Source organism: Symbiopectobacterium sp. Eva_TO (assembly GCF_053848865.1).
Genome location: NZ_JBSPEY010000004.1, coordinates 3,356,497 through 3,382,449 on the forward strand (window position 1 = coordinate 3,356,497; position 25,953 = coordinate 3,382,449).

The following is a 25,953-nucleotide window of genomic DNA, read 5'->3' on the forward strand; positions in this document are numbered from 1 at the left end:
TCTGGCCACTCAATATCCAGAGTTTTGCTGATATCGACACGGTTTAGCAGCACGCGGTATTTTTCATTACCACTCAATCGTTAACCAACCATTGGCACCATCGCCACCGTTACCGCCAGCAGTGCCAGAGATGCGTGTTCCACCACCACCACCTCCTCCTGCACCATAACCGTAAGCAGGTCGGGCATGGTGTGCTCCCTGAGACCCGACATGCCCGCCTGAGCCGCCGCCACCAAAAGCACAGGAAGCGCCACTGGCAGCGGTCAGATAAAAAGTGCTCATACCCTTCAGGTTGCCTCCTATCGCCGTCTCGCCATAGGGATAACCGGCACCACCATAGCCATTTGTTCCTCCGACTCCCGGCGGCCCACCATCACCGCCGGGTAACGTGAGTAAATCGCCTAGCGCCGTTAGGCCACCGTTCCCACCTTTTATCCCTGAATGATTCGGCGCTCCTCCTGCGCCGCCTTTGCCACCACAACCTATCGTAATGGTTATCTGTTCACCCGGCGTCACCTTCACAGCTTCGCGGATAACAGCTTTTCCAGCACCGCCGCCACCGCCACCAGAGGTATAACCGTTCAGATAACCAAGCCCACCACCACCTCCTCCCCCCGCTCCACAGCCTGAAACATAAACGGTCGTAATGCCTTCTGGAACGGCAAACACACTACCGTTAAAAAAGGTAGAAAAGCGAGGTTCCAACAAACCAAGGTTTTTTATAAATTGATTTTTGTCCGGGATGTCGGCCCCATTCTCATTTTTTGCCAGTTTTTGACTCAAAATTTGCATGACGTTTTCAGCAAATTTGGGGTTATTGCTGATGGCCTGTGCCAGCTTGTTCAGCGTATCTAAATCGGATGGCGCTTTGTCAACAACCGCATTCACCCGCTCATTGACCGCCTTGGGTGTCGCGGCGGTGGTCTCATCCTCGCTGCGAGGGGAACTGTTTAACTGCACTATCCCTTTACGGTGCACCGTGGCTTCCTGAATACCGTCCTGGGTCGCCAGTTTGCCGAGGCCCAGATGCGTGCGCGCCTTTTCCTGTGCTCCTTTGCCCGCTGCCGCAATCTCCGCCAATGCCTGGGTTTTCAGTAACGCCTCCTGACCGATAATCGCCCGGATAGCCAACGTCAGCTGGTTTAGCTTGCCCTTATCCGGGCGGATGCCCGCGGCGTCCAGCAAGGCCAGTTGTTCGGCTTGCTGGATATTGAACCAGTCCTCCCCCGGCCAGCTGATACCCTTGTGGCCGTCACCCTCGGTAAACCATAACGGCGTAGTGCTATGGGTTTCTTTCAGCGGCGGCATGGTGGCTATGCCGCTGTTGTTATCTAAAAAATACATTAGCCTTTCTCCTTTTTGTCAGCATACACATAGCGAAAGTCCTGATGCGCCGGCTTATAGCGGTTTAACAGGCATTCGAGTATCCCGGCGTAATAAATCCGCAGCGGCGTGGTGATGGGGTCAAGCACATGCATCGGGCGATAGTCCACGCGGGTCTCAATCGTCACCATCGTGACCCACTGATTATCCGACAAGGTGCTCAGGCTCACCGTAAAGCCATAAGACCGCGCCAGGTCAATGTAAAACTGCCGGTTGAGGCTCGGTTTCATGCGCAGTTTGGTGGCCGCATAGCGCTGGCGCTCATCGATACCGGCATCCTCGCCGATATCACAGTCCGGTAGCCCTAAAAAACGCTCCCAGTCAGCCAGCAACAGTGTGGCGGTCAGCGGAAAACGCTCGCTTAGCAATTGCTCGGCGCGTTCGGTGACGCGTGCTGTGCTGCGGGCCAGGCCGTCGGCCAGCGACGCCAGCAGCGTATCCGGCGCTTTGTTCCAGGCCAGGCCATTAGGCAGCAGTTGCAGCAGTGCGCGTTGGTGTGCTTTTAAAGCCATGTGATATCCCCCATCACCAGTAGCTCGGTTTTTCCGCTACTGACCGGCGTCAGCGGGGTTTTCAGGGCGTAATCCTCCAGTCCGCCTATCCCGGACAGCACGCGCCAGAATGCCGAGGGCAACAGGGTTTCGCCTGGTTTGGCCGCGGTGTAAAACAGTTGCCTGAGCGCCTCGCGGATACGGGCCTGGTTATCCGGGGTATTGGGGGCGATACGCAGCGTGATATCGACCTTTTTTGCTCCCGGCGCAAACACCGTCACCGTCGGCCCCTCCGGTTGGCCGACCCACTCGCCGGTGGCCGGGTCCCGGTGGCGCGCGAGATAGTCGGTCACCCGCGCAATATCGGTCGGGCCGGGGAAGATATCCGGGTGATGGTCCATCACGAAGGTCACGCCCACTGTGCCCGCCCCGTTCCAGGTAGGCAGACACCAGCTGCGGGTGACGCCCGGCACCTCGCGCGCCCAGCGTTCGTAATCCCAGCGTGTGCCGCCACCCGGTGGAAACTGCACCCGATACAGCAGGCGCGACAGCAATTCCTCCACGCGCTCGCGATCAGCGCCGCCACGAATACCGGGGGCTTCCGTCAGCGCCTGCTGGGCCACCCCGGCGACCGGGGTGACAAAACTGAGTGATTGCCCCGCGCCGCAATCCCCCGCCAGCCCCGGCTGGTCGGCCTCGACGTTGACCGTTACGCTGCCGGCCTTGCCCGCGGCGGCGTCTGTCAGGCGGTAAAGCGCGCCGTCGGCCCGTTGCAAACGCGCCCCAACAGGCACACTGGCGGCATCATACAGCGACAGCCTAACCGGGCCGCTGGCCCGGGCGGCCTGCTTGCGCACCACGCCCCAAAAGGCGCAATGTTTGAGCAACTCGCTCTCATCGGCGTCGCTCGGAATAATCTGCCGGGCTATCCAGACCAGGTGCTCATGCTCCAGCGCCGACAGCCCGGCCTGCGCCATCGCCATGGCACCCAGCAGACTGTCCTGGGCCGGTAGCGCGCCCGGCAGGCGTTGCGCCACATCCTGCTGCGTCTGGCTGATAAGCTCACCGAGCGTGGGTATCTGATACGGCATTTACATCCCCTCCAAACGGGCTTTAAAGGTAAACGGGCGCGCACTGCCGTCCTTGAGCGTCAGTCGCACGGTCAGCCGCAGCCAGCCCGGCAGCGGCGCACTCGCCTGGCAATGCAACTGGCTGATCATCCCGGCCTCCAGCAGGCCACGCAGCGCCTCATCGGCGTAGGCTTCCGCCCGCGCCAATACCGCAGGCAGCGCCTTTTCCCGTGACAGCAGCCACAGCCGCGAGCCAACCGGGCGGTCGCGATAACTGTCCGCCCACCACCCGCGCCGGTCATGGCCGCCATCCGGCAAACGGTCGGAGACCTCAGCGCGCCGGTCGGTAAACAGGCAAAGCAGTACCGTGGTCGTCAGGCTGTCGTCGGCGAGTAAATCCGCGCCCGCCTGTACCAGCCCGCCCTCGCCATTCATCCAGCGCAGCGCCGCGTCGCTCATTGCGGCCCCCCGGTCAGACTGCCCTGGCCATTTTCCTGATGGCGGTGGGTGCTGTGTTTGACACCGCCGATAACGGCTTCCGGTGCGGTGAAGGTGCCTTTGGATCCAGCGTTGCCTTCTATCGCCATGTTCTGCTTCACGGTCACACTCTTTGCTATTTCCACATCACCGGTAAACCGCGCGGTCGGGGTGTTAAACACCGCCTCCTGCTCAGCGACCACTTCCAGCGTTTTACAGGTGATGATGCAGCGGCCATCCTGAGTCAGACGCAGGCGATGCCCTTCATAGTGATACAGGCCGCTATCCCCGGCGGGCAGCCCGGTCGGTCGATAACGCCGGTCTTCTACCACTAGCACGGTCGCCTGATCACGACTGCCGCCCAGGCAGGCAAACACCACCTCAGCCCCCGGCAACGGCACACTGATATGCCCGTATTGCTGCGGGCGCTCGACCTCATCGAAGGTTTCGCCGTCCAGCGCCGTTAACTGGACGTTTTGCGCTTTCAGGCCGTCATTCACCCCGGTCAGGATGCCCCGCCCGAACAACAGGCGGATCCCGCGCATCACCGGGGCAAGCAGGCGTTGCAGTGCGATATTACTCATCGAGTTTATTCCCCTGGTTAAGCCAGGCCCGCACCAGGCCGTCGACGCCGCCGTCAGTACCGCCCGCCTGACGCTCGGCTTCTGTCGGCACGATAAACGCCTCGCGCGGGGCCAGTGTTAACGTTGTGCGTTCCCCGTTGTCTGCATCGAGATCAAACTGTACCTGGCTAATCAACAGGTCACGACTGACCATCGACAGACGCGGCGCAATGACGCGGGTTAGCTGGTTGGTCTGCCACAGTTCGCCGCTTTCGCGCCGCCAGCCCTTGACCACGGCGGTAAAGCGCTCTGACTGGGCCAATGCCCGGCGGCTTTCCCGAAGCGCGCGCGCCCGTGCGGTGGCGGGGGTCAGTGTGCTGTCAGCCAGAATGACTTTGGGGCGGTAACGCCCCATCGCGGGATCGTCGCTTTCTCCCTTGGGCGCGGCACGCAGCGCGTTGGTGTTGGCATCGCCCGCTTGACCGCCTCCGCTGCCATGCCCCTTAATCAGATACTGGCGGTAACGGTCGCGCCAGTCCTCGCTGTACTCGGCGGACAACAGATTGTCACCCAGACGCAGGGTGTCAGTGGCGGTGTTCGCCGCCTGGGTAAACACCAGATCGCCGGCGGCATCACTGGTCACCAAAACGCCCCGGTGACGCGCCGCCCGGCTCAGCACATCCGCCACGCTTTCAGACAGTTCAAGGGTAAAGGAGGTAAAGGGTTTGGCGGCCTCGGGATCAGACACCGCCCAGCGCACCGCAATGCCAAAAGGGCTGCACAGGTCTTGCGCAATCTGTTGCAGGGTGCGCTGACGCCATTGACCGCCCGGATAGACCGCCGAACAGTCCACCAGATCGCCGGTTTTATCCCGGCCCTTTATCGTGACCTGTGCCGCGTCGGCTCCCATCTTGTGCGACACGCTGTCCAGGTAGCCGGTGATGACCGGTTGCCCGTCAAGGGTCAGCGCCAGCGTTCCGCCGGCGCGCAGGCTGTCCGGCAACGCCTGGCCGGGCATCATGATCCCGAGGGTAAAATCACCGGCCAGACGCGACAGCCCGCGGGTAATACTGACCGAAAGCCAGTGGGTGAAAATCCGGTTGTCGATGCGCAACGCCACCTCAGCCACCGAGCACCTCCACGCGCTCGCCACCCGGCACAAACAGCGGATGACGCAGCCGGTTGCGACGAATAAAGCGCGCCGTATCACGCGCATCGCCGCTGATGCGGTACAGGATCACCAGCGCCGGCTCGGTGGTTGTCACTGCGGCCTGGGTTAGGCCCGGTAACGCCACGCCGCGATGGGATAAATCCGCCACAAAGGCGCGGCTTAACGCCCGCACCTGCAAGGCCAGGGTCTGATAGCCCAGCGCCGAGCTGGTCAGGGCACACGCATCCAGGCGGTGCGCCACCTGCTGGCTGACGCGCACCACATCCGGCGTACTTTCCAGCCAGACGTTGCCGTTGTCACTGAGCGGGCGCGGGGCGGGCGAGACCGTGCGTGGCAACACCGGCGCCGGTGCGTTTTGGCTGACCGCCGCCAGACTGGCGGTGAGCAGGGACGACAACATCTGTACCTGCACCACGGCTACCGCCAGGCGCAGCGTATTGTGCAATAGCTGCATCGTGGCGCGGGTAGCCGGTTGCAGCCCCTGCCTATCGCGCTGGCGGTCCTGACGGACCAGCGTGCTGTCCAGCCGGTCGGCCAACTGGACTATCTGGTGCTGGAGTGCGCCAGGCTGCGGGGAGACCGGCGCGCGTGCCCGGTTTTTTATCTGCTCAGGTTGGGGGTAAGCCGGCAGGCGCTGTATGCCCTGAAAAATGCCCTTGAAGGCCAGCGCCAGGCGGTCGGGGGTGCTGATAAGCCCCTGGATATTGCCGCGCAGGGCCGTGAATGAGGCGGTAAAGCTCTGCATATCGGCCAGCAGCCCCAGACCATTGAGGGCGCTTTCCAGCGTGTTGGCCTGCTCGCTAACGGTATCCATCAACGCCTGCGCGTCATGCAGCGAGGCCTGCCAGCCATCAGCCAGGGTTGAAAAGAGTGCGGCCAGTGTGCTGTCGCCCTGGCGATTGACCACCCCGGCGGTATCTTGCGCCACCGTAGGGGCGGTCTCATCAGCCACCGGCACCACCGTGACGGTAAACTCCACCAGACGCTGGTTATCGACGCTGTAGCGGCTTTCAAAATGTTCAACCAGCACCGACAGCGTACCCCAGTCAGGGTGCAACAGCTCGCCCGGTCCCGGCGCATTCAGCGCCTGCGTCAGCCGTACCCGTTGCGCCTGTGCATCATCGCCGGTCAGTGACAGGGTGAAGGTGTGCTCAGGCAGTTTTTTTCCTAAATCGTCTGCCCCGCCGTGTTCGCGTAGCGGATATTCCCGCCGCACTACCCTGCGACCGCCGCGACTGCGCTGCTCTTTGTAAACCCAGAAAGGCACGCCGCGAAAGCGGCCCTGACCGGTACTTTTCATCTGCTTACCTCAATAAATACGGTAGTTGTCGCCGTTATACACATCCAGATTTAACCCAAAGGCGTTGCTGTCGGTGACGGCGCTGTTTTGCAACACCAGTCCCGGCCCGAGCGCGATACGCATATCCGCCTGGGCTTTCACGGGCGGCTGCACCTTCTGTTGCGCGTCCTTATCGTCCCACTTAGCGTAGATATCGCCCAGCCAGCCGCCGAGTTTTTCGCCGAGTACGCTACCCAGCATCGAGCCGGCCACCGCCCCAATCGGGCCACCGATGGCGCCGACGAGGCCGCCCACCGTTGCCCCGGTGGCTGACCCCAGCGCACCGCCTTTATCCTCGGCGCTAGCATTCTTATCCAGCAGCGTCGGGGCCAGTGACAACGCCGTCAGCGCCGGGCCACCCAGGCGCATTGTACCGCGACCGAGTGCCCCGGCAGACCGTCCCAGCCAGCCGGTGAAACCGGTGAGCTGCGCCGTTGCCCCACCCAGCAGGCCACGCGCGCGCTGTCCCATATCGCGCAACCCGCCACCCACACCGGACAGCCAGCGCCCGACCGTGCTCACGCCCGGTAGCCGGCTTAACCGTGCGCCAGTGCGATTGACCAGGCCGCCAAAGAAGCCTGAGACGGCGGAGGCCGCCCGCCCCAGGCGGGAGCGCGGCACCGGGGCCGCTGGACGACCGGGACGCACGCGAGCGCCTTTACGGCGGGTGCGACCGTTGCCATCGACATAAGTCTCACTGCCACCCCCGACGCCGCCCGCCGGCCAGTTGGTGACAAACACGCTCACCGGCGCGCCCATGCCGCCGCCCATCGCAAACGGTGCGGGACCAGGCAAAGCCGCCGGGGCATTTTTGCCGCGCCCCCGCCACCACCGATAAGCCCGCCACGGGTAACGCACCGGTGCACTGGCCAGCCCCCAGGCGGGACGGGCTATCGCCATGCCGACACGGGCCAGTTTCGAGGCGACATAAATCGCCAGAATGGCCTTGGCGGTGTTGGCGGCGTATTTGCCGATGTTGTCGATAGTCTCGCCATAGCCAGCTTTGCGCAGCGCCATCAACTCGGCGTTGACCCGGTTAAGGCCATTTTTAAACAGCGTGACGCCACGCCGGGCACTGTCGAATACCCCGTTAAAACGGCTGGCCAGCCTGTCGGCCCATTGGTCCTGCAAACCGCTTTCCTGCGCCTCGCCGGCAAAATCCAGAAAGTCTTTTAACTCGGTTTTAAGCCGTTTAAAGGGCCCTTGATTCATCACCTTGACGGCGAACTGCTGCCAGACATCACCCAGCTGGGAAGTGAGTCCCGTCCACGAGTTCATCGCGTCTTTTTGCGCGCCCTTGGCCTGCTCGCGCAGCGCCTGGAACAACAGCGCAACCGATTTTGCCCCGAGTAACCCTTTTTCGCCTTGCTGGGTCAGTTCATTACGGCTTTTGCCGAGCTTTTCTGCCAGCACGCTATAGACGTCAATGCCATAGCCGGTCAACAGGCTCGCATCCTGCGCCTGAATGCTTTTGCGCGAATACATCTGTTTGAGCTGAAGGGCGGCTCCCTGGGCTTCCGGCAGCGTCCAGCCGTGTCGCGCCCCCTGGTCTTCCAGCAGGGTAATAAAGTGGCGCGCTTCTTCACGACGCATGCCAAACCCCCGACTGGCGGTGTATTCCTGCACCACCCCTTGCAATCCCCAGGTGGAGTCCTTGGCATTCTGTAGCGCCCATTTCAGGTCAGCGTCGGTCTGGGCTTTATCGTGATGGTTCAGGGAGTTCAGACGCAGCGTCATGTTTTCCATCGCCGCCGCCGGGTCGATAAAGGCTTTTTTCAGGCCAACCAGGGCCGCGCCCCCGGCCAGCAACCCGTAAAGGCGTGCTACGCCGCCATAGGCCGCTTTGGCGCGCGTCTCCAGATGGTCAAAACCGGATGACACCGACGCCAGCCCCAGGCGCAGACCGCTAAAGGTGCGCTGGCCCTGGTGGCCCAGCCGGTCAAGCTGACTCCCCAGGATATTTGCCCGAAGACCGAGACCGTGCAGGGAGGCGCCGCCTTGTCGCCCCATGCCGACCAGACTTTGACCAAACAGCCGCGCCTGCCGGGGCAGGTTGCCCAGCAGGTCAACAATGACGGCGGCTTTGACTTTTTTTTCTGCCATCGGTTACTCACGCTGTAAAAGTTGAGTGGCTTGCTGGCAGTGCCGGTAAAGCCGGATTAACGGCAGGGAAAGCGCCCAGTCCATGCCCGATTTCGTGACGGTTGCGAGCATCAGCGCCGCTTCCTCAATGTTTTCCCGACACTGCATCCAGTCGCCCCGCATCAGCCGCCAGCTGGCCGGCCAGCGCGCTACCGCCCAGACGCTGGGCGATGATAAGGCGTTCAATATCGCGCGCCGACAGGCTTTTCAGTTGCAGCAGCGACAACGGGCCGTTGAGGTCGCCCAGCCGGGCAACCTGCCGGCGCAGCAGTTCAAACTCCACCATCGCCGGCGAACGCACTAATTCCGAGCCGTTAGCCGTCTGTACCACCCGCTCGGCGGCCAATTCGGCATCAATAATGTCTTTGCCGGTTAATGGCCGCAGGGTGACGTCCGTATGGCGCTGTTCATCATCACCGCTGCCGGTGACCAGACCGTCAACCAGGGTCAGTTGCCCGCGCGCCAGTTCGTCGGCGACACTGGCGATATCCGGCGACACCCCTTCAACCTCGTGGGCCGCCGCCACCAGGGTTTCCATGCTGTGGGTCATGCTTGCTCCTTACGCCACACGCTGGCTGCGAATGGCGGTAAATTTGGCGGAGATTTCGCCCGCGTCCGTCAGGGACTCTTCCCCGTTGCTCCAGGCGTTGGTCATCATATGGGTTTCGCCGGAATCGGCGGCAAACTCCAGTGTGACATCGTGCCAGCCGTTGATGACGTCCACGCTCAGGTCCCCCCGCGCCGGGAATTTGCATTCCAGCGTGGCGGCGCGAGGTGTCGACTTATAGCCGTAGACGCGCGCGCCGGTCACTTCCTCGCGTTTTTCCCCGGACGGGGTAAAGGTGGCCCCCGTCATCGTCGGGTATTCCTGCCCGTTAACCCGGACAATGGCCTTGCCCTGGTATTGGTATTTGCCAAATGCCATCGTGCCCCCTTACAAAATGAACTGAATTTGTTCTGCGAAAATGCGGAACTGGTTGACCACATCCGGCCTGCACAGTACGTCTACCCGATTGCGGTCATTGTTGTTGCGCTCGACAATCAGGCTGTCACGGAAGCGCTCGAAGTTCTCAATCAGCCCCGCCTCCAGCCACTCTATCGCCAGCGCCAGTAACTGGGTGCGAATAATGGCCGGTGTCACCATCGCCTGCCCCGGTGCCACCGGCGTACCGTCGTTGGCCAGCTTATGGCGCGGAAAGCGCTGGGTGATGCGTACCCGGGTGGAATAGCGCAGATAGGACAGCGTCGCCACGGTATTCACATCGAGGTAAGACGGATCCGGATCGCCATAGGCGTTGGTGCGATAGGTGGTGATTTGCCGCTCAATCTGCACCCCATCGTCGGCCCCCACGGTCACGGTAGCGATGCCGTCATACAGCAGCTGGTTACGCTCATTGGAGCGCAGCCGGTCAGACAATGCCGGCGCCAGCCGCCGGGGCAGGCGCAGGCTTTGCAGCGGGCGCGCCGGATCGAGACTTAAGTGTTTTGCGCCAATGGCGCACAGGGTGGCCGCCCACAGATAGGCCGGCTCGGGGGCGCGCTGAATGCCGCTACAGGTCAGCAGAAAATCGTTACGTGCCTTGCCGAACTGGGTGATTTCCCCCAGACTGCCGGTATGGGCGGCCCAGGCGATGCCGTCGGACATTTTGGCCGGTCCCCAGCGGTCACGCAGCGCCTCGCTTAATAATTTTAGGTTGGCGGTATCGAGGTAGGGCATGACGATATGGTGATATTGGGTATCGCCCAACGCAGCAATACTGTTAGCCAGATCAGGGTTCGTCGCCCGTGCAGCAGGGGCAGCCATCGCCACTGCCAGCCCCGGTGGGGTTATCTCGCCATCGTAATAATTCAGGCGGATATCCTGCGCCGAGTATTCAGAAATAAACCGCGCCGTCAGGGTCACCACCGTTTGATCGGCAGTGACATTCTCACCCCCCGGTGCGGCAGACACCGCGGTCACCGGCAGCGACGGCAGGGCATTAATCGCCAGGGCCAGCGCATCGCCGACCGCCTTACCCTGCTGGCCTTTCTCCACGGTGACGCGCACCCGCACACCGCCCAGATAGACATTCAGTACCCCGGCCTGTTGTGCGGTGCCCGATAAGGTCAGGCTGCCGGCATCGGCCTTGCCCGCCCCGTTACCCTGCGCCATCACGGTTAACACTGCATCGGGGTTATCGGTCAAAAATTCCCTCACCATCGCTGCCAGCATCGAACCCTGGCCCCAGAGTGTTGCCGCATGATCGGCGCGGGTGATGCGGACCGGCGTGTCTACTGCGCCGCTGCCGTCTACCTTGCCGTCCTTGATGGCGGCCTGACCCAACATCAGCACCTGGGTCAGCGTGGTCGGGGTGCCGGTGACGGCCTGCGAATTATCAATCTCAATATGCGTCAGCGGGAGTCGAACCCCGGCGCTGATTTCATTAAAGCTCATGGTCATGCATTAGTTCTCCTTTTTATTCACGGCAGTCGGCGGTGACTTCTGCCGGGATCCTGCTATTTTTCGAGGCGCGGAGGTTTCCAGCACATCATTAAAACGCAGCCGGCGTAGCCAAAAGCCATTGCGTGGTACCCAGGCCCCGTCATCCGGTAACATCCGCAGGGAGTTCGGCTCGCGCACCGCCCGCTCCGGGGCCGGCACCACAAAAATCATCGGCAAGTCAAAGGGGTTAGGAAAGCGCATCGCGGCATTGTCGGTGTCATTCATGGTCGTTGTTCTCTCCGCGCAGGGGGATATGGGCGGCTAACGGCAGGCTGCCGTCCGTCTGGGTAAAGGTTTGATAATGGCGCAGGTACGCATCCACGCCGTCATCCTGAAGCAAAGGCGGCACCGGCTCCTCGCAGGTGAAATAAGTGCCATACAGCACCACGCCATGTTGCCCCTGTTGCTCGGTGTACAGATTGCGCCCTTCTTCAAAGCGCATCGGTCCGGCATGACCGGGACGAAAACCCGACAAGCCCGCTATCAGCCGCGCCACTATCTGGTAGAGGCCGGGGCGGTCGCCCTCGGCACCATTGATAACCTCGGCCACCACGTAAAAAACAAAACGGCTGTCAATCACCCCTTTCACTTGACCCGCCTGCGCGCCCAGCCACACCAGATATACAGAGGGCGGTGTCAGTAGCACATCACGCAGCCCCGCCTCGCTCCAGTCGCCGGGATGGGTGGTGATCTCGCGCAACGTCTTGCCAAACACGTCATGTAGCCGCGCCAGCAAGGCGTTTTCGGTAGACACAATCATCAGATAAACCCTTTCTGCTGACGCCCGAATACCGAGGCGTCGGCCTGCATCTGCGGCAGGTCGGCACTGTCGGGGGCCTGGTTATCGCTATCCACCCCGAGCGGCAGCTCGCCGTTTTTCACCGCCTCCAGCCAGCGCAGCGCATCCTGGTAACGCTGGCGGGTCTGTTCGGTGGCCCGCTCGTCATTCAGGTAGTAAAACGCCAGGGTGCAGGCATGCTGTTTCAGCACCGACGGCACCACCGAGAGTGGCAGCGCGTAACGGGCCGCGATAAAGCTGTCCATCAGCGTGCTGGCATCACTGAGCGCCTGCGCCACCTTCTGCCGGGCTGCCGCCTCATCACTACGCCAGTCGACCAGTCTTTCTATCAACGGGGCGCTATAACGGGCGCGTAAATCCTGCTCACTGGCATACATCCCTTGACTCTCCGTTAATGACCGTTAAAACCCGGTTTAAAGGGCGTTTAGAGCGCATCCGCCACCAACAGCGTCAGCTTGCCTTTCATTTCGTTAGAGACCGTGGTGCTGCCCTCGGCCAGTAATTCCCGCTCCAGTAACTGGGTGGCGGTTTTCTCCAGCTCCACCGGCACCACCAGATGGGTCGGGCGAATACCCAGCTTGCGACCGCCATCGGCAGTAAAGCCGCGCATGGCGCTCCAGCCTTTCCAGAGGTTATCCAGCGTCAGTGACGCCTGCATGCGGTAAGCCATCTGCCAGAAGCCGTAGCCCACATTGCGCCGGGCCGAGGCACCAAAGACAAATTCGTTATCGGTAAACGCCCGCCCCTCATCGACCTTGGTCAGGGCGAGTAACTCCGGCGGGCGGCGGTTCTGGAAAATCAGCGGTTTAAGCGCGCGTGAGCAGTCCAGCAGATACCAGACCGCCCCCTCGTAGTCTTTTTCTGTTGCCCCGGTGCCGGTTTTTTCAATCAACTGATTGGCAACCTTTTTGGCGGTGCCGGTGCCATCGACCTTCGGATAGACCGGATGCTCGCTATCAAAAAAAGGTTTACCGTCGTAGCAGTCGGTTTTATTGCCGTCGCGCAAGGCGGTAAACACCAGTTCGTCCGGTTGTGCGGCGGCAGCGCGCCCCATTTCCTGAAACAGCGGGGTATACACACCCAGATTATCATCCTCGAAATCATCGCGGGTAATGGCCACCGTGCCTTCATAGGTCTTGTTATTGATGGTGTAACCGTAGACTTTCATCTGCTGGATACTGCGTGCACCGACCCACTCACGAAAAGCCGGAAACTGCCCCAGCCAGCCGTAGGTATTGGATTTAGACGTCGAGGGCACGCTGGTCGCCACCTGCTGATAGTGGGACGGGGCCATCGCCAGCCCGTTCTGAAACTCCTTGCGAAAGCCGGTCATCAGGGCGGTGATTTGTGACGGGGTGATCGGGGTTGGCATTATTGTGCGTCCTCGGTTTTGATTTTCTGGAACGCCGCCGGGGTCATCCCCAGCACGCGCGCGGCCTGTAACTCTTCCGCCGACAGGGCGACGGTGGCGGTTTTTTCACGGTTTTCGGGCGGCAGCGCCAGGGTTTCAGTCTGCACCCGGGTCAGGGCGGCTATCGGCTGGCGCGTCGCCAGCTGCGCCGACAGGGCTGTCACACCCATCTGGTCGCCGAGTGTTTCCAGGTAGGCGCGCTCGGATTTCAATATCCGCCCGTCCTGCTCGGCCTGGTCCAGCGTCTGCGCCAGGGTAGTTTTTCCCAGGTCGGCGGACAGTGACACCACCTGCTCACGCACCGCGTTATAGGTCTCGACCGGGACATAGCGGCGTAAATCCACGGCCTCAGTCAGAGCGTGGGTTTTCAGCGCGTTCAGGTCAGCGGACAGCGCCGCCATAGTGGTTTCCAGCGCGGCGGCCTTGTCCGCCTGGTTTTTTAGCGTGGTCAGGGCAGACAGGGCGGCGGTGGCGATCTCATCGGTCAGATCGCCGCCCTCCGGCACCGTCAGGCCCAGCGCGGCCAGCAGCGCGTTTAACGATGGATTCATTGCAGGCTCCTTAGGGGAGGAAGGGAAAACAGTTAACGCCTGGTACAGGTCATCGGCGCTCAGGGCGACCACCGGGCGCATGCCCGTCAGACCCGGATCGCCGGTAATGGCCAACATTCTTAGCTCAAGGGGTTCGCCGCTGCGCGCGTCATAGCCCATCACCGGCGAAAAATAGGGGAATTCATTGTTTTTCAGGCGCTCAAGCGCCGGCGGGTTCCAGTCCGGCTTGACCCAGACCCCGGTGTTGTCGTCCCAGCGAAAACGCGCCGGGGCCGCCGGAACAAAGCCGGCTGCCGGGGCCGCTTCCGGTTTAAACAGCGTCTGGTGGTTATAATCGATTTTGACAGGCTGATTGAGCGCCACCACCCGCGCCACCATGCGGTTAAACGCGGCCTCGTTAATCAGCCAGCCCTCGGCGGGCGTCTCGGGGCGACCGTCACGCGCCCGGACATGGCCGGCGGGCATCACCTGACACCAGCCGTCATGATCAAAGGGCGAGAGCGTCGCGGCGTTGAGCACCGCATAGGCTATCTTGGGAACAGGGGGTTTTGTCGTCATGCCGCCAGTGTGGCAGCCTGAGCGCGGACGGTGGGATTACGCTACATTACCAATCAACGGGGTGGGCAGTTTTACTTTCGCAGGGGGGGCAGATTTCAATCGGCACTGACACAACGGCGGGCGATCGCCTGAATAACCCCGTTCAAAACCCCTTCAAAAACGCCGTAGCGCGTTCAAAAGATTTTTTTGGTGCAATGTACCCCTTCTCCGTCATCATCGCGTGGTGGGGCGCACAGGCGTTTATGGGTGCAGGGCGTTGGTCAGGCGTTGCGCCAGGGCGTCGAGGATATCCCGCTCGCCGGTCGGATCCAGTCCCATAAACGGTCGGGCCGGGATGGCCGCCGGCCCCGGACGCATCCCCGGTTTGCCGCCCCACTGATGGATGGCCGCCTGCGGCGCATTGGCCCCGATACGCGCCCAGCTATCCCCCCAGTCGATGCCCACCGAGCGCGCCATATCGCCCTCACGGGTTAACACCTTGATCGGGCTATAGCCGCGCCGCTCACGCCAGCGGCGATACGGATCGCTCAAGGGTGCCCAGGCCGCTCCGGTATCCGGCGCGCGTTCGCGCTCAAACGCCTGCTCAGTGGCCGAAAGGAGGCTGGCGGCGACGATACGGGTGATCGCCTTGCCGTCTTCGCCAACGCGTTGCAGTTCAGCAAACAGAGTTTGCAGGCGCTTGCGATCAATCACTGCGGTTAATTCAGTCTGTGACATCTTGCCCTCCAGGGGCTTTGTGACTACTCTATATACAGGTCGATGTACTCTTAACGGTAAAGCGGTGTGTCCCTGTTAACCGGTGAAAACATTTATGCGGGTTCAACTCCCGTCATCGACCTCATCAATTACGTCCCTCAATGACATCAATCCATCCACCGATAATATCTTCCCTGATTTTTCTCAGGTCTGCTCGATAGGCATTAATGACCACATCCAGGCTATCAGGATGTTTCCTCACACCGTAAGGGGCATTCACCGCGATTTTCATGTGTCCGTCGTCAGCGGTTTTCGCAATGAAAATCAGGTTGTTGTGGCGTTTATCCCAGAGTACAGCTTGCGGCTTTGCCAACAAACCAAGGAGTGCGGCCACATCCTCAGGCAACAATGCCACCCCGGTTTTAGGGTGCTTGTCACTGTCGGCATGCAACAGGTTTTTTTCGCTTATCACCAGCAGACGGGCCGGTGCTTGCCCCGTGCGCGCCTGTACCGCACGGGCAATGGCTTCCGGCAAAAAGCCCAGCGTGTGAATGCCGTTGCCGGCACGCCGGCTTTGCATAATGCGCGTGGCCCACAGCGAAAAACTCAACTGACGCGCCGGGCTGTTGTTCAGCTCCTGCACCACGGCTTCACGCAGCGCCGCGTCTTTGACCTCAAGGAGTTTGCGGATCATGGTCTGGTCAACACCGAACGCCGCCGCACCGGGGTGATAGGACCAGCCCACATCCGGCGTCATTTTTACCTTGCCATCATCAAAGGTGGTCACGGGGGTGGTAACGATTTCCCCACTACGCTTATCGACACCCGCCTCGGCCTCATGAGTGTGTAGCTGACCGGCCTCTTCCGTAACGCGCAGGCCCAACGCATTCAGTCGGCGTTTTGACAAGGCGCGTACCCGGCAGCGGCAGTTAAACCCGTTGGGCGGGTAATGGCTTTGCCAGAAGGGGTGATCGTACCGAAAAACCTTGCCATGCAGGGCGGCATGCGAGGGCCGGGTGCGGCTATCCCCGACGGCGACATACTGCCAGTAGGGATAAAGGTCTGCGGTGGCCATCATCTGTGCATAGCGCCCGGCATTATAGGCGACGCGGGTATTGACGTTATATATCGTCGCCAGACGGCGGGCGCTGCCCAGTTGCACGGCGTCGGCATTGCCCTGGCTGTCCACCACCACCTGTTTCCCCCACCATCCTAGCGTTTGCAGCCGGGGCGTCAGCGTGTCAATAAAGTCTTGCCGTGATATTCCCTGGGCAATGGCCCGGTCCACTTCGTCACGGATCGCACTCAGGACGTCCAGCCGCGCCGCCTTGGCGACGGTAAACATCCGGGCGTGAACGGCCGCCTGTTGCTCAAACCAGTTCCAGGTGATGTGATAGCCCTTGGCGCGGAAGTAGGCGATAGCCTCTTTCGGCGGCAGACGGGCGACGACGCCCAAATCAATCGGTTGTGGCATCGAGACGCCCCCACACTTCCAGCGCAAAGGTGGCGCGGGTCAGCAGTTCAATCAGCGCGCGGTCGTCCATCTCGGGATAGAGGATCGCCGCCTGCTCCAGCGCCGCCTCTGGCCCCTGCTCACGGATAGCGGCTATCACCGTTGCCAGTAACGGGTCGGCACTGGCGTTCAACCCTGTAGCGTCGAGTGCTGTCTCCACCGCGTCGCTTATCGGCGCTGCCGGTGTGAAGGTCGCTGATAGCGCCGTGTGCGCCACCGCCGGTGGCGACGAGACGGTAAACACCGCCTCATTGCCATCCGGCACCGGAATGCGCAGCTTATCGTAGATCCAGGACACCGGTATCGCCATGCCGGTCGCCAGTTTGGGAATAGCCTCGGCAAAGCTGGCCATATCCTCACATTCCAGCGTATCAAACACCAGGCGGGGGAGTCGCCGCGGGTCAAGCGGGACCGGGCTGTTCAGCGCCAGCAGCGGATAAATCAGATCACGGTTAAAGGTCCGTGACAGCTGGCGTAAATCGGCGTTGCGGATCTCCTTGCGTACCGCATTATGCACCTCGCCCAGCGAGCGCGCGCCTTTATCGCCGGCCTCTGAGGTCAGTGTCCCGCCGAGGATCGCTTTAGATATCGCGCGCTCTCCCCAGGCAATCATCGCCATAAACGGGTCAGAATGACCGTTAGCGGCGGCCTCAAACTCCAGGCTCATGCCGGCGGGAATAATCCCCCCGGCCCGGCGGCCAATATCCATCACCGCCCGCATCAGGGCGCTTTTCTGCTCGGCACTCGCGCCGCTGGGGTATTTCCCCACCCGCAGCGGCAGCCCGTAAATCTCCAAAAACTCGGCGAAATCCCGCACGCTGTAATTCTTGAAGATAAACGGCCAAATCAGCGTGCGTACCAGCCCCTGGGTGCCGGGGTAGCCGGTTTTGGCTTTGGCCTCATGGCAAATCCAGCCAAACGGCTGTAACGCCTGCCCGGACTGGCTGCCGTCGCGTAACCGTAGTTCGCGGTAGTCGTCGGGATTGACGCAGAACAACGCCGGATCGCGCCAGTGGACAGCGGTCGGGAAAAATTCGCCGCCACGCCGGGGACCCCAGATAATTTCCTGCATCGCATAGCCTTTGAGAAGGGCGTCGGTGGCGTCAAACAAGGCATTGTCAAACCAGGGCGCATCGGTGAGCCGCGCTTCCAGCGCCACCGCCTGGGCTTTCTCCTGGGCGTTGGGGTTATCCGGCGGCTGAATACGCCATTCCACGCTGTGCAGCGCCAAGCGTCGCTTGCTGAGTTCAGAAAACAGATGGGTGTCTTTTTCTTCCAGATCGGCGGCCAAATCCACCAGGGCGGTCATGTCACCGTGCTCTGCCGCCCGCAAACAGAGCGCGGCACGGTTAGGGGTAATACCGGACGCCGGATGCTCGGGCACCCGGCTGGCCACCTGGGGAATATCGGTCTTTGCCGTCTGGCTGTCCGGTGAAAACACCAGCGGTTGACCCTGAATATCTACCAGCCGTTTCATTACCAGCACCCCCGCTCATCGGCGTTATCATCGTCATCGCCCACCTCATCGGCATATTCCATCGCCCGGATGCGGGCGGGCAATGCCTGACAGGCCGCCTCATCCAGCACAAAACCGTCCAGCGCGGCGGCGCGGTTGGCCATACAGAGCGCCACCGCATAGTCACCGTGGCGGCGCGCCCCCTGAACGCCTGACGACGTATCCTTGCTGCGGCCCTTGTCAATTTGCGGTATCCCGTTCACCACCTTGATATGCAGCAAATCATCCAGTGTCGACTGATGGCGGGCCAGGGTCAGGTTTTGCGCTTCCAGCTCGCCTTTTAGTTTAGGCATCCACTCGGCATACCATTTTGCCGAGAGCGTGACGCAATCCACCATGTCCGGGCCGAAATGCAGCCGGGCGGCCTCGGCCAGATAGCCGCCGTTGCCGGTGGCGTCAAAGGCGGCCCCCACCAGACGCGGCAGCCGGGTCAGGATAGTGAGCATTATCTGCTTTTGCTGGTCATAGGTGACGTTGCGCAGCTCGACGCGCAGCGCCTCGCGCTTGCTTAAATCCGGGGCGATGGCCAGCACCACAAACACCGACAGATCGCCCTTGCGGGCAAAGTCCTCGCCGAAACAGTAACGACAATCCGGTGCAAGGGTCGCCAGCACCGCCTCGAGATGCGCCTGACACCAGGCCTCCACTTCAGCTTCGCGCTGCGCGGCGCTCCACAGTTCAAATACCGCTGGGGCTTCAAAGCGCAGCAGGGGGACACGGCCTGCCGGGGCCATCGCCGCCTCAATCAGCGGGCGGGAAAGATAAGCACCGCCCGACTTGCGCGGCACGCAGCCGTATTCCTCCTCGGCACATTCCGTATTGGGCGCATTTTTATACAGGTTATCGCGCCACGCTTTTTCGGCGTCAGGCGACCACACCTGCCCGGTGACCGTGCAGATACGGCGATACAGTCCTTCGCCAATGGCCTCATCGAGCGTGATGCGGTGCAGGCTGTAATTCTTGCGCCCTTCGCGGGCGTCCTGAATATAGGCATTAAACGGGTTATCGACCCCGTTATGGGTGGAAATCAACCGCACCCGTGCGCCCCACATGTTGAGCGCCAGCGCCGCCTTGAGCAGTGCTTCCAGGGACTCATGGAACGCCGCCTCGTCAATCACCACGTCGCCCTGCAAGCCGCGGAGGTTGGACGGGCGAGAGCTTAACGCCTGAATTTTAAAGCCGCTGTGGGGAAAGCGGATCATGTACTGGAGAATTTCCTCGTGCTTCTCGCTGTCCCAGAAGGTGGACTCGTAAACATCGGCCTGAGCCAGCTGGTTAAAAGCGCGGGCAAACAGCGCGCAGGCGGCAATATATTCCAGCGCCATCTCCTTCTTGCTGCCGACGTAAAACACATTGCGTCCGCCATCGCGCCGCGCCTTGCTGGCGGTGATGACGTTACGCCCGGCCTCGGCCCAGGTCAGGCCGGTACGGCGGGATTTTTCGGCAATGCACACCGGGCTGTCGTCGAGGAACCAGCGTTGTTGATAAGGTAAAAACACCGGTTCATTTTCGGGTAACGTCAGCGATTCGGGCACATCGACGCCGCAGGCGCGGGTGGCCTCGCGCAGGTCAATTTTGCGCGGGTCGGTCAATCGGTGCATCGGGGCCGGTTGTTCAGCGGTTCGCATTGTCTGTTTCCATTAAAAATCAAACTGTTAAAAAATGCATTAGGCCTTACCCAGCAAAATGTCGCGGATTTTGCTTTCCATCTGGTGACTCATGCCCTCTTGTCCACGGAGCGCTTCACTGACGGCATTCGCCGCTTCCTCAGCATAAGCCTGGCGGATTTGTGCCTCGCGCTTGTGGCTCATCTCTGCCGTGCGCTCCAGGCGCTGGGCGGCCAACATGGCTTCTTTCAGAAAATCAATATCAATCTCGTCGTTATCCTGGCTGGCAAGCTGGTGCTTGCGGATGCCCTTGAACAGCAGGGAGCGCGCCATCTCCATAATCAGCCGCGAGGTTTCGCCGGTGGGTTTTTCGCCCAGTTCGGCGGTCAGGGCGCTGGTCTGCTCACGCAGCTCGCGTAAATCCCGCGCCACGCGCTCGTTTTGGGTCGCCAGCCGGTTCACCCCTGAGCGGGACAGTTGTTGCTCGACCGGGAGGCCTGCGGCATCAATCAGGCGGTTAATCTCGTCCACAATTTGTAACTGGGTAATGCGTTTTTCTCGCAGCAGGGCAAACAGGCGTTGACGAATATCCGCCGGTAATAAATCCACCTTACTGGCGCGCCCGCGCGTGAAGTTTTCTTCCATCGCGGCCTCCCTAGCGCCGACGCGGCTTCTTCACGCCCGGCACGGTCGCGCGACCCTCGGCGACCTCCTGCCCGCGCCCGCTCAGATGGGCCACCAGATAGCCGCCGGGCAAGGTGTCAAGCCGCAACAGGTCCTGCTCCGCCAGCCAGGCCAGCAACACGCGCACCCGGTCGCGCGACACCTTATGGCCGTAGGCGTCGAGGCAGTCTTGTAGCACCGATTCATTTAATTCGCCGTGATACTCATTCAGTGAACGCACTATCACCAGGCGCTGGTCTTGCGTCAAAATATCGTCAATCATCCGTCACTCCGGTAAAGGGCTTTTTCCACCAGTAACTCCAGCTGATGCGTCACCGCCTGCAAGCTGGCGCGGGTTTCTTTCAAATCGCCGCGCAGCTCGGTGATTTCCACTTTCAGGGCATGCACCGTCTGCGCCGACGGCGTGGTCCCCAGGCGGGTTTCTACCGTCAGCAGACGGGCGTTAAGGTGCTCGACCTGCTCGCGTCCGGCAAAGGAGCGGCGCATCAGCCACATAAACAGCGCGCCGGCGGTGCTGGTTGCCGATAAGGCCGGCGCGATATACTCCTTCAGCACGTTAACCCACACGGGCACGCTCCCGCCGGGCCTGGCAGGCTACACAGCAGCGCGCCTGCGGTAATACCGCCAGCCGGGCCGGGGCAATCCTGTGGCGACAGTCCTCGCAATAGCGCGGCGACGCAGGGTCTGGCAAGGGGGTGTTAATTGGCATCATCGTTTACTCATCATGCGTTTGCTCTTGTCGGTAATGCTCGGCCTGGCGCAAGGCGGCCTTGTCGGCGTTGCACTGCTTAATCACGGCCAGCAGTTGCAGGGAATACTCTACGTTGGCCCCAAAGGTCAACGGCTCCGGCGGCAGCGGAGCCGGGCAGGCTGCCAGTAATGCCTCAGGGAGCGGCACCGGCGGCAACGTCACCACTTTCACGGGCGTCGCGGCGCACCCGGTCAGCCACAGGGCCAGGCACAGGCTCACGGGCGCAATTGACCCGCGATAACCGCTGGCGTACCTGCTGGCGGCCTTTTTCACTTTCTCCGCGCTGTTGCTGTTTTTCATGCTCAACGGTCTGCTCCAGGGTATGAAAGACCTGCTGCGTCTGCCGCTGCTCGGCCAGCGCCTGCCAGGCGGCATCGCGCTCCTGACGCAGGGTACAGAGCGCGGTTTCCCGCAGGCGTTCACGCTGCCAGAGCCAGCCACCGCCCCCTAACAGCGAGGCCAGCAGACACAGGGTGAAGACGATTTTTAAACTGCCCGTCACCCTTTATCCTCGGGGGTGGGCAGTCCGTGCCGGCACAGCCATTCATCGGCGGCGCGCCGATTGACCAGACCGTTCAGCGTGACGCCCTTCACCTTGACCCAGCGCCGCAGCTCATCGCAGGCCGCCGGAATATTGCCGGCATTCAGGCGCTTTAGCAGGGTCGAGCGCGCAAAGGCCCCCGCCCCGACATTGTGAATAAACGCCGCGAGCGCCACACGCTGCCCGTCTGATAGCGGCACGGTGACCTGCTGGTCAATCACGGCGAAAGCCTGGCGCATATCCGCCGCCAGCAGGGCTTCACATTGCGCCGGCGTTTGGGTCGTCTCGGGGGTGATATCGCTACCGGTATGGCCGTAGCACACCGTCAGCACCCCGCCGCTGTCGGCATAGGGCTGGGGGGCGTGACCTTCCCAGAACGCGGTATAGCAGGCGGCCAGCGCCAGTGTGCCGGCACCGGACAGGGCCAGCAGTTTTTTACGCAAGGGTTCGGGCAAAGCGGGCATGGCGGTCTCCTTAACGCGCTGATGCGCACAAGGATAGGGCGTTAACAGACAGGGCGGGGATTACGCTCCGTTAACAATCCGTCCCCTGGGGGCCTGTCGATTGTCCGGGCGTGTCGCGGGGTCAGTGGGCGAAGAGGTCTGGCTGGGTACGGCGGGCGTGGAGTTGGCGCTGGGTGGCGATAATATGGTAAATCTGCTGCTGACCGAGCCGGTATTCGCGGCGCAGGCTCTCGATGGGGGTCCCCTTGAACCAGCGGCTGAATATCTCATCATCGCGCAAGGCGTTAAACAGGGTATCGCCCTTGGGCAGGTAATAATTGCGCCCACCGGCATAGGCGGCCAGCGCGGCGGCCTGCTTGCGCGCCAGCAGACGCGCTCGCACGGGGTCAAAGCCCTGGCGTTGCAGCTCGTTGTCCATCACATCCACCAGAGCGCCCAGCAACTGCGGCCACTGGCGCTGCAAGGTCTCCTCCGCCACGGTCTCCATACGGTCAATCAGGGCATGCAGGTGCGGCGTATCCTGCAATAAATCCGGTTGTTCGGCATTCATAGGCGATCTCTTTTTTGCGATTGTAGATTAACATGATTGGCGTTTTTGATAGAAAACACCCCAATGGCTTTCTCTGGCCTCTGTAGCGCTTCACCGTCTGTGGCTACTGCATCGTTATTCACCGAAAGCCGGGCAACACCCCCCGCCAAAGTAGACCAGGCCATTATCAGCAGCCCCCAGGTAAAGGCGAGACGAATTTTAAACGTTTTGGGATAAATAATAATCTCCACGTTACAGTCTCATCAGCAGGTGCTTTGTCAACGTTTATTATTGCGTGGATAACGGCGTAACAACAAACGTTCAGTGGAAATAATCATACAGGGAGGAAAGCGTGAAAGTATCAAGGCTCAGGGCTATTGCGCAGAGGATGTAAAGCAAATTTTGACAGAGGCGAGACGTCATTCAGGCAGCGCGGAAGCTCGGTTGTATTTTAAACCGGTGGTGACAGCAAGAGAACGATATAGCCAACCGACTTAAAAATGATTACAGCCGATGCCATGATATGTGGCAAATAAGACATAGCTGGTTTTTATCAAAATAATGTCGCTTGGCTATACAAATCCCGTCTGAGCGGCGGGATTTGTACGCGGGGATTATGCCTGTGCCTGATAACGGTCGCAGACACGGGTATAACTTTCTGCCGGCGTATCCGGCGGAAGCTTTGCCAGCATGCTGCGTCGGTGCCAGCGCTTGAGGCTTTCAAGCACCTTGACGGCCAGCGCACTATCCTGATTAAGCCAGGCCAACTGCGCCACCCCCAGGCCGCCGTTCTCCTTGGCTGTGGTGCGCCTTATCCAGGCATTAAGCGCCACCTCATCGCCGGACTGTACGAACCCCTGGCGGTGCATGGTCTGCCAGATGGACAGGATTTTGGCGACAGGTGAAGCAGGTTTAACGCCGCGTAAAGCGGGCTTTGAACGCACCTTAAAGCCCTTTTTCTTAAACGCTTCCAGCACCCTGACCAGCTCGGGTACGGTCATATCCCGGCAGCTGGTTTTTGTGCGACACACCTTGCCAAGCGCCGCGCGGTAGGTCTCGTCATCAAGCTGGAGTTGACGCCGGGCAAGGTGAATGAGTTTGATAAGTGTTGAGCGGTCCACGTATTCTCTCCTGTTTCGCAGCATCATGGCTTATGCCGCCAGGCAAAAGGCAGCTTTTCCGGCAGCACCCACAGATGCCGCATGTTAGCGACATTGACCACATCCTGTGCAGCCGGATAGACCTCGACCGCATCCTGCCCGGCAAAACCGACCGCATCCTTAATCTCTTGCAGCCTGTCCCACGATATCCCGTCTTTCCAGCGCCCGTTACCGCCAAGGGCCAGCAGATTGACCGTCAATCGGTAAATGCCGTTACCTTCATCGAATACCTGAACCAGCACCTCGGGATGGATAAACATCTTTAGCCGGCGAGGGTCATGGTTCTGCGGCGGCCACTGGGCGACGGGAATGGATAATAATTCCATGCTTAACTCCTCACGACCGGCGTCGGGTCAAAGGGTAAATAGCGCAGCACCTGCGCGCTGATATCCTGCCCGCTGCTGGCGCAGCGGCATCGGGTGGGGGAAAGTGTCAGATACGCCAGCATAAAGGCGGGCACGCCGTCTTTTTTCTGTGCCCAGCCCTGGGTTTCTGCCACCACGCAAACCTGCTCATAGCCTTTTGCGCCGGTAGCCAGCCGCGCAACCCAATCGGGCAACGACCGACCTTCCACCCAGGGATAGCCAGGGCGGGGGCTTGTGGTTCGACTGCCCAGGGCATAGAAGCCGTTAAGCTCTGCCAGCACGCCATCCAGCACGGCCCGGCGCAGCGTATCAATCAGCTCACCGGGCTTGAAGCCCGTGCGTTGAGCCAGGTCACTACAGGTCAGGCGCGGGGTAAGATGCAGTTGTTCAAGGACCTGTTTCATCACAATATGGCTCATGCTGAAACCTCCCGGGACGGTGTTGCTTCACGCTGTGCTTCACTAATGCAATGCTGAGCCGCATGCCAGAAATGCCCGACCGCCTTACGGATAAACCGGGCAGCCAGACGCTTGTCGGCGGCGGTGCTGAGGCCACGGTTATAGAGGGCCAACGCCTGCTCGCCGGCATCCAGCGCTTCATTGATAAGGTTGTCGGGGGCGAAAGCGGCGTCCGTCGTCTGCGGTGGATCTTGCGGCAGCAGACGCCGGGCGAGGCGGTGTAATTTGCGGATTTTTTCATCTGCCATTATTGCCCCCATGCCGCCAGCGCGTAGCTGTTCAATCATGATGTCAACCTCAACGGCGGCCGCGCAGACCTGCCCGACGTTCTGCTCATGAGTAAGGAAACGCGATAGCGCCCCGGCCAGTTGGCCGCAGGCATCAATGGTTTTCAACATTTGCCGGTCATGGCCCCAGCGCGCCAGGGCGGCATCATAAATAGACTGTTCATTCACTGACATAATATGTCCTCGGCTACATTTTGCGCGCACGAAGCCCTGACGCACGCGCCGGATTTAAAACAATCGATTAAAAAGGCATTACAGTCTGGAGATATCGAGCAGCAATTGTGTATATTCTTTGCCCGCCTCCCGTTGATAAAAACGAATATAACGGGTCGAGCCGCTGACTTTTATTGAGTCCGTCACGGCGCGCATAGCCTCTTGCCAGTCTTCATCATCAATATCAAGGTCTCGTAGTGATAGCACGCTATTGATGTCAATATATCCCTGTTTATTGACATTGAAAGCGCGGTTGACCAGCGCCATCAATTTGGCATCGGCACCGCCTGACCATTTAGTAATACAGGCCTCTATTTTTTCTTTTGCGACCTGAATACGCTCATCAAAAATACGGTGCTCATCCACCGCTCTACGCACACGTCGCTCGCCGTCAAAGCTGGTCAGCGTCACATTACCTTTAGTGGCCCCATAATTGACGCCGTACTCTGCGGCGGACAGGTCGATAAAATCGCTTATCTGCTGCATGGCGCGCTGTTTGAACGCGGCCATTTGACACCGTAGTTGAAGCGCCTCGTCAAACAGGGCATTGACCAGCTCGTCGCGCATGTCATCAACGGGTTTGATAGTGTCAGTGGGCACCAGGTGACCCTGTGCGTTGCGCCGGTAGCCCGCCGGGATGGAGGGCATGGTATTTAGCTCGTTCATCGTCAGCCTCATGTTTACTTTTTGCGATTATCACTGGCGGCTATCGCCAGCGGTATGATGATAAAA

At 60.8% G+C, this 25,953-nt stretch carries 34 protein-coding genes, 1 tRNA gene and 1 pseudogene; 2 read left to right on the top strand and 34 right to left on the bottom strand.

The features are described from left to right. Positions 1 to 2: 2 nt before the first annotated feature. The 18 genes and pseudogenes from ACWWJF_RS19800 to ACWWJF_RS19885 form a co-directional block, all read right to left on the bottom strand. Positions 3 to 77: pseudogene (locus ACWWJF_RS19800) on the bottom strand (tail fiber assembly protein); the annotation flags it as partial. After that, on the bottom strand, positions 67 to 1,344 hold the full coding sequence (locus ACWWJF_RS19805) for a phage tail protein (RefSeq protein WP_455870385.1): 1,278 nt from the start codon (positions 1,342 to 1,344) through the stop codon (positions 67 to 69). The pseudogene ACWWJF_RS19800 and the gene ACWWJF_RS19805, both read right to left, overlap by 11 nt. Continuing rightward, positions 1,344 to 1,895, bottom strand: coding sequence for a YmfQ family protein (locus ACWWJF_RS19810; RefSeq protein ID WP_455870386.1), 552 nt, complete (start codon positions 1,893 to 1,895; stop codon positions 1,344 to 1,346). Before ACWWJF_RS19810 ends, ACWWJF_RS19805 begins: the two co-directional genes overlap by 1 nt. Next, positions 1,886 to 2,965 carry a baseplate J/gp47 family protein gene (locus ACWWJF_RS19815; RefSeq protein WP_455870387.1) on the bottom strand — a complete coding sequence of 360 codons (1,080 nt, stop codon included), beginning with the start codon at positions 2,963 to 2,965 and terminating at the stop codon, positions 1,886 to 1,888. Before ACWWJF_RS19815 ends, ACWWJF_RS19810 begins: the two co-directional genes overlap by 10 nt. Further along, positions 2,966 to 3,403, bottom strand: a complete 438-nt coding sequence (locus tag ACWWJF_RS19820; RefSeq protein ID WP_455870388.1) for a phage GP46 family protein — start codon at positions 3,401 to 3,403, stop codon at positions 2,966 to 2,968. It abuts the gene before it with no gap. Further along, positions 3,400 to 4,005, bottom strand: coding sequence for a phage baseplate assembly protein V (locus tag ACWWJF_RS19825; RefSeq protein ID WP_455870389.1), 606 nt, complete (start codon positions 4,003 to 4,005; stop codon positions 3,400 to 3,402). The genes ACWWJF_RS19820 and ACWWJF_RS19825 overlap by 4 nt, the downstream gene beginning before the upstream one ends. Continuing rightward, positions 3,998 to 5,113 carry a phage baseplate assembly protein gene (locus ACWWJF_RS19830; RefSeq protein WP_455870390.1) on the bottom strand — a complete coding sequence of 372 codons (1,116 nt, stop codon included), beginning with the start codon at positions 5,111 to 5,113 and terminating at the stop codon, positions 3,998 to 4,000. The genes ACWWJF_RS19825 and ACWWJF_RS19830 overlap by 8 nt, the downstream gene beginning before the upstream one ends. After that, positions 5,106 to 6,455, bottom strand: a complete 1,350-nt coding sequence (locus ACWWJF_RS19835; protein ID WP_455870391.1) for a DNA circularization protein — start codon at positions 6,453 to 6,455, stop codon at positions 5,106 to 5,108. The genes ACWWJF_RS19830 and ACWWJF_RS19835 overlap by 8 nt, the downstream gene beginning before the upstream one ends. Positions 6,456 to 6,464: 9 nt before the next feature. Continuing rightward, on the bottom strand, positions 6,465 to 8,597 hold the full coding sequence (locus ACWWJF_RS19840; protein WP_455870392.1) for a tape measure protein: 2,133 nt from the start codon (positions 8,595 to 8,597) through the stop codon (positions 6,465 to 6,467). Positions 8,598 to 8,721: 124 nt separating this feature from the next. Continuing rightward, the gene (locus ACWWJF_RS19845; RefSeq protein WP_455870393.1) at positions 8,722 to 9,186 is read right to left on the bottom strand and encodes a hypothetical protein; all 465 of its coding nucleotides are present in this window, start codon (positions 9,184 to 9,186) and stop codon (positions 8,722 to 8,724) included. A 9-nt stretch (positions 9,187 to 9,195) separates the two neighbouring features. Beyond that, positions 9,196 to 9,561 carry a phage tail tube protein gene (locus ACWWJF_RS19850; RefSeq protein ID WP_455870394.1) on the bottom strand — a complete coding sequence of 122 codons (366 nt, stop codon included), beginning with the start codon at positions 9,559 to 9,561 and terminating at the stop codon, positions 9,196 to 9,198. Between the two features lie 9 nt (positions 9,562 to 9,570). Further along, a complete protein-coding gene (locus tag ACWWJF_RS19855; protein ID WP_455870395.1) occupies positions 9,571 to 11,076 on the bottom strand; it encodes a phage tail sheath subtilisin-like domain-containing protein in 1,506 nt (501 codons plus the stop codon). Positions 11,077 to 11,079: 3 nt separating this feature from the next. Next, on the bottom strand, positions 11,080 to 11,319 hold the full coding sequence (locus tag ACWWJF_RS19860; protein WP_455870396.1) for a DUF2635 domain-containing protein: 240 nt from the start codon (positions 11,317 to 11,319) through the stop codon (positions 11,080 to 11,082). A gap of 16 nt (positions 11,320 to 11,335) precedes the next feature. Then, positions 11,336 to 11,878 carry a phage protein Gp37 gene (locus ACWWJF_RS19865; protein WP_455870397.1) on the bottom strand — a complete coding sequence of 181 codons (543 nt, stop codon included), beginning with the start codon at positions 11,876 to 11,878 and terminating at the stop codon, positions 11,336 to 11,338. Next, positions 11,878 to 12,294: a gp436 family protein gene (locus ACWWJF_RS19870; RefSeq protein WP_455870398.1), complete on the bottom strand. Its 417-nt coding sequence runs from the start codon at positions 12,292 to 12,294 to the stop codon at positions 11,878 to 11,880. Before ACWWJF_RS19870 ends, ACWWJF_RS19865 begins: the two co-directional genes overlap by 1 nt. Before the next feature lie 47 nt (positions 12,295 to 12,341). Further along, the gene (locus tag ACWWJF_RS19875) at positions 12,342 to 13,289 is read right to left on the bottom strand and encodes a Mu-like prophage major head subunit gpT family protein (RefSeq protein WP_455870399.1); all 948 of its coding nucleotides are present in this window, start codon (positions 13,287 to 13,289) and stop codon (positions 12,342 to 12,344) included. Then, the gene (locus ACWWJF_RS19880; RefSeq protein ID WP_455870400.1) at positions 13,289 to 14,437 is read right to left on the bottom strand and encodes a phage protease; all 1,149 of its coding nucleotides are present in this window, start codon (positions 14,435 to 14,437) and stop codon (positions 13,289 to 13,291) included. The genes ACWWJF_RS19875 and ACWWJF_RS19880 overlap by 1 nt, the downstream gene beginning before the upstream one ends. 240 nt (positions 14,438 to 14,677) lie before the next feature. Further along, entirely contained in the window at positions 14,678 to 15,154 is a 477-nt protein-coding gene (locus ACWWJF_RS19885; RefSeq protein WP_455870401.1) for a phage virion morphogenesis protein, read from the bottom strand. Positions 15,155 to 15,192: 38 nt separating this feature from the next. On the opposite strand from ACWWJF_RS19885, the gene ACWWJF_RS19890 reads away from it, so the two are divergent. Beyond that, positions 15,193 to 15,275 (top strand) — tRNA-OTHER (locus tag ACWWJF_RS19890). Positions 15,276 to 15,278: 3 nt separating this feature from the next. Here ACWWJF_RS19890 and ACWWJF_RS19895 read toward each other — a convergent pair. From ACWWJF_RS19895 to lysC, 8 genes are read right to left on the bottom strand one after another with little or no spacing between them, the layout of a single operon-like run. Continuing rightward, positions 15,279 to 16,607: a phage minor head protein gene (locus ACWWJF_RS19895; RefSeq protein WP_455870402.1), complete on the bottom strand. Its 1,329-nt coding sequence runs from the start codon at positions 16,605 to 16,607 to the stop codon at positions 15,279 to 15,281. Next, positions 16,591 to 18,123, bottom strand: coding sequence for a DUF935 domain-containing protein (locus ACWWJF_RS19900; RefSeq protein ID WP_455870403.1), 1,533 nt, complete (start codon positions 18,121 to 18,123; stop codon positions 16,591 to 16,593). Before ACWWJF_RS19900 ends, ACWWJF_RS19895 begins: the two co-directional genes overlap by 17 nt. Further along, positions 18,123 to 19,790: a hypothetical protein gene (locus tag ACWWJF_RS19905; protein WP_455870404.1), complete on the bottom strand. Its 1,668-nt coding sequence runs from the start codon at positions 19,788 to 19,790 to the stop codon at positions 18,123 to 18,125. Before ACWWJF_RS19905 ends, ACWWJF_RS19900 begins: the two co-directional genes overlap by 1 nt. A gap of 39 nt (positions 19,791 to 19,829) precedes the next feature. After that, a complete protein-coding gene (locus tag ACWWJF_RS19910; protein ID WP_455870405.1) occupies positions 19,830 to 20,414 on the bottom strand; it encodes a DUF3486 family protein in 585 nt (194 codons plus the stop codon). Positions 20,415 to 20,424: 10 nt separating this feature from the next. Beyond that, a complete protein-coding gene (locus tag ACWWJF_RS19915) occupies positions 20,425 to 20,715 on the bottom strand; it encodes a VpaChn25_0724 family phage protein (RefSeq protein WP_010618208.1) in 291 nt (96 codons plus the stop codon). Next, the gene (locus ACWWJF_RS19920) at positions 20,712 to 21,020 is read right to left on the bottom strand and encodes a DUF2730 family protein (protein WP_058948931.1); all 309 of its coding nucleotides are present in this window, start codon (positions 21,018 to 21,020) and stop codon (positions 20,712 to 20,714) included. Before ACWWJF_RS19920 ends, ACWWJF_RS19915 begins: the two co-directional genes overlap by 4 nt. Then, positions 21,010 to 21,165, bottom strand: a complete 156-nt coding sequence (locus ACWWJF_RS19925) for a TraR/DksA family transcriptional regulator (protein WP_455870406.1) — start codon at positions 21,163 to 21,165, stop codon at positions 21,010 to 21,012. Before ACWWJF_RS19925 ends, ACWWJF_RS19920 begins: the two co-directional genes overlap by 11 nt. Positions 21,166 to 21,168: 3 nt before the next feature. Further along, on the bottom strand, positions 21,169 to 21,504 hold the full coding sequence (gene lysC / locus ACWWJF_RS19930) for an Rz1-like lysis system protein LysC (RefSeq protein ID WP_455870407.1): 336 nt from the start codon (positions 21,502 to 21,504) through the stop codon (positions 21,169 to 21,171). On the opposite strand from lysC, the gene ACWWJF_RS19935 reads away from it, so the two are divergent. Continuing rightward, on the top strand, positions 21,503 to 21,655 hold the full coding sequence (locus ACWWJF_RS19935) for a hypothetical protein (protein ID WP_455870408.1): 153 nt from the start codon (positions 21,503 to 21,505) through the stop codon (positions 21,653 to 21,655). The two genes, lysC and ACWWJF_RS19935, sit on opposite strands and share 2 nt — an antisense overlap. Positions 21,656 to 21,702: 47 nt before the next feature. Here ACWWJF_RS19935 and ACWWJF_RS19940 read toward each other — a convergent pair whose 3' ends face one another. The 8 genes from ACWWJF_RS19940 to ACWWJF_RS19975 form a co-directional block, all read right to left on the bottom strand. Next, a complete protein-coding gene (locus tag ACWWJF_RS19940; RefSeq protein ID WP_455870409.1) occupies positions 21,703 to 22,188 on the bottom strand; it encodes a lysozyme in 486 nt (161 codons plus the stop codon). Between the two features lie 142 nt (positions 22,189 to 22,330). Next, positions 22,331 to 22,759, bottom strand: a complete 429-nt coding sequence (locus ACWWJF_RS19945) for a Mor transcription activator family protein (protein ID WP_455870410.1) — start codon at positions 22,757 to 22,759, stop codon at positions 22,331 to 22,333. Further along, positions 22,756 to 22,989 (bottom strand): hypothetical protein, encoded by a 234-nt coding sequence (locus ACWWJF_RS19950; protein WP_455870411.1) that lies wholly within the window; start codon positions 22,987 to 22,989, stop codon positions 22,756 to 22,758. Before ACWWJF_RS19950 ends, ACWWJF_RS19945 begins: the two co-directional genes overlap by 4 nt. A 363-nt stretch (positions 22,990 to 23,352) precedes the next feature. Further along, complete coding sequence (locus tag ACWWJF_RS19955; protein WP_455870412.1) at positions 23,353 to 23,886, bottom strand: gp16 family protein; 534 nt, start codon at positions 23,884 to 23,886, stop codon at positions 23,353 to 23,355. Beyond that, entirely contained in the window at positions 23,883 to 24,224 is a 342-nt protein-coding gene (locus ACWWJF_RS19960) for a DUF7694 domain-containing protein (protein ID WP_455870413.1), read from the bottom strand. Before ACWWJF_RS19960 ends, ACWWJF_RS19955 begins: the two co-directional genes overlap by 4 nt. 2 nt (positions 24,225 to 24,226) lie before the next feature. Further along, on the bottom strand, positions 24,227 to 24,682 hold the full coding sequence (locus tag ACWWJF_RS19965) for a hypothetical protein (protein WP_455870414.1): 456 nt from the start codon (positions 24,680 to 24,682) through the stop codon (positions 24,227 to 24,229). Then, positions 24,679 to 25,182, bottom strand: coding sequence for a hypothetical protein (locus tag ACWWJF_RS19970; protein WP_455870415.1), 504 nt, complete (start codon positions 25,180 to 25,182; stop codon positions 24,679 to 24,681). The genes ACWWJF_RS19965 and ACWWJF_RS19970 overlap by 4 nt, the downstream gene beginning before the upstream one ends. A 78-nt stretch (positions 25,183 to 25,260) precedes the next feature. Next, positions 25,261 to 25,887 (bottom strand): DUF3164 family protein, encoded by a 627-nt coding sequence (locus tag ACWWJF_RS19975; RefSeq protein WP_455870416.1) that lies wholly within the window; start codon positions 25,885 to 25,887, stop codon positions 25,261 to 25,263. Between the last annotated feature and the right edge of the window lie 66 nt (positions 25,888 to 25,953).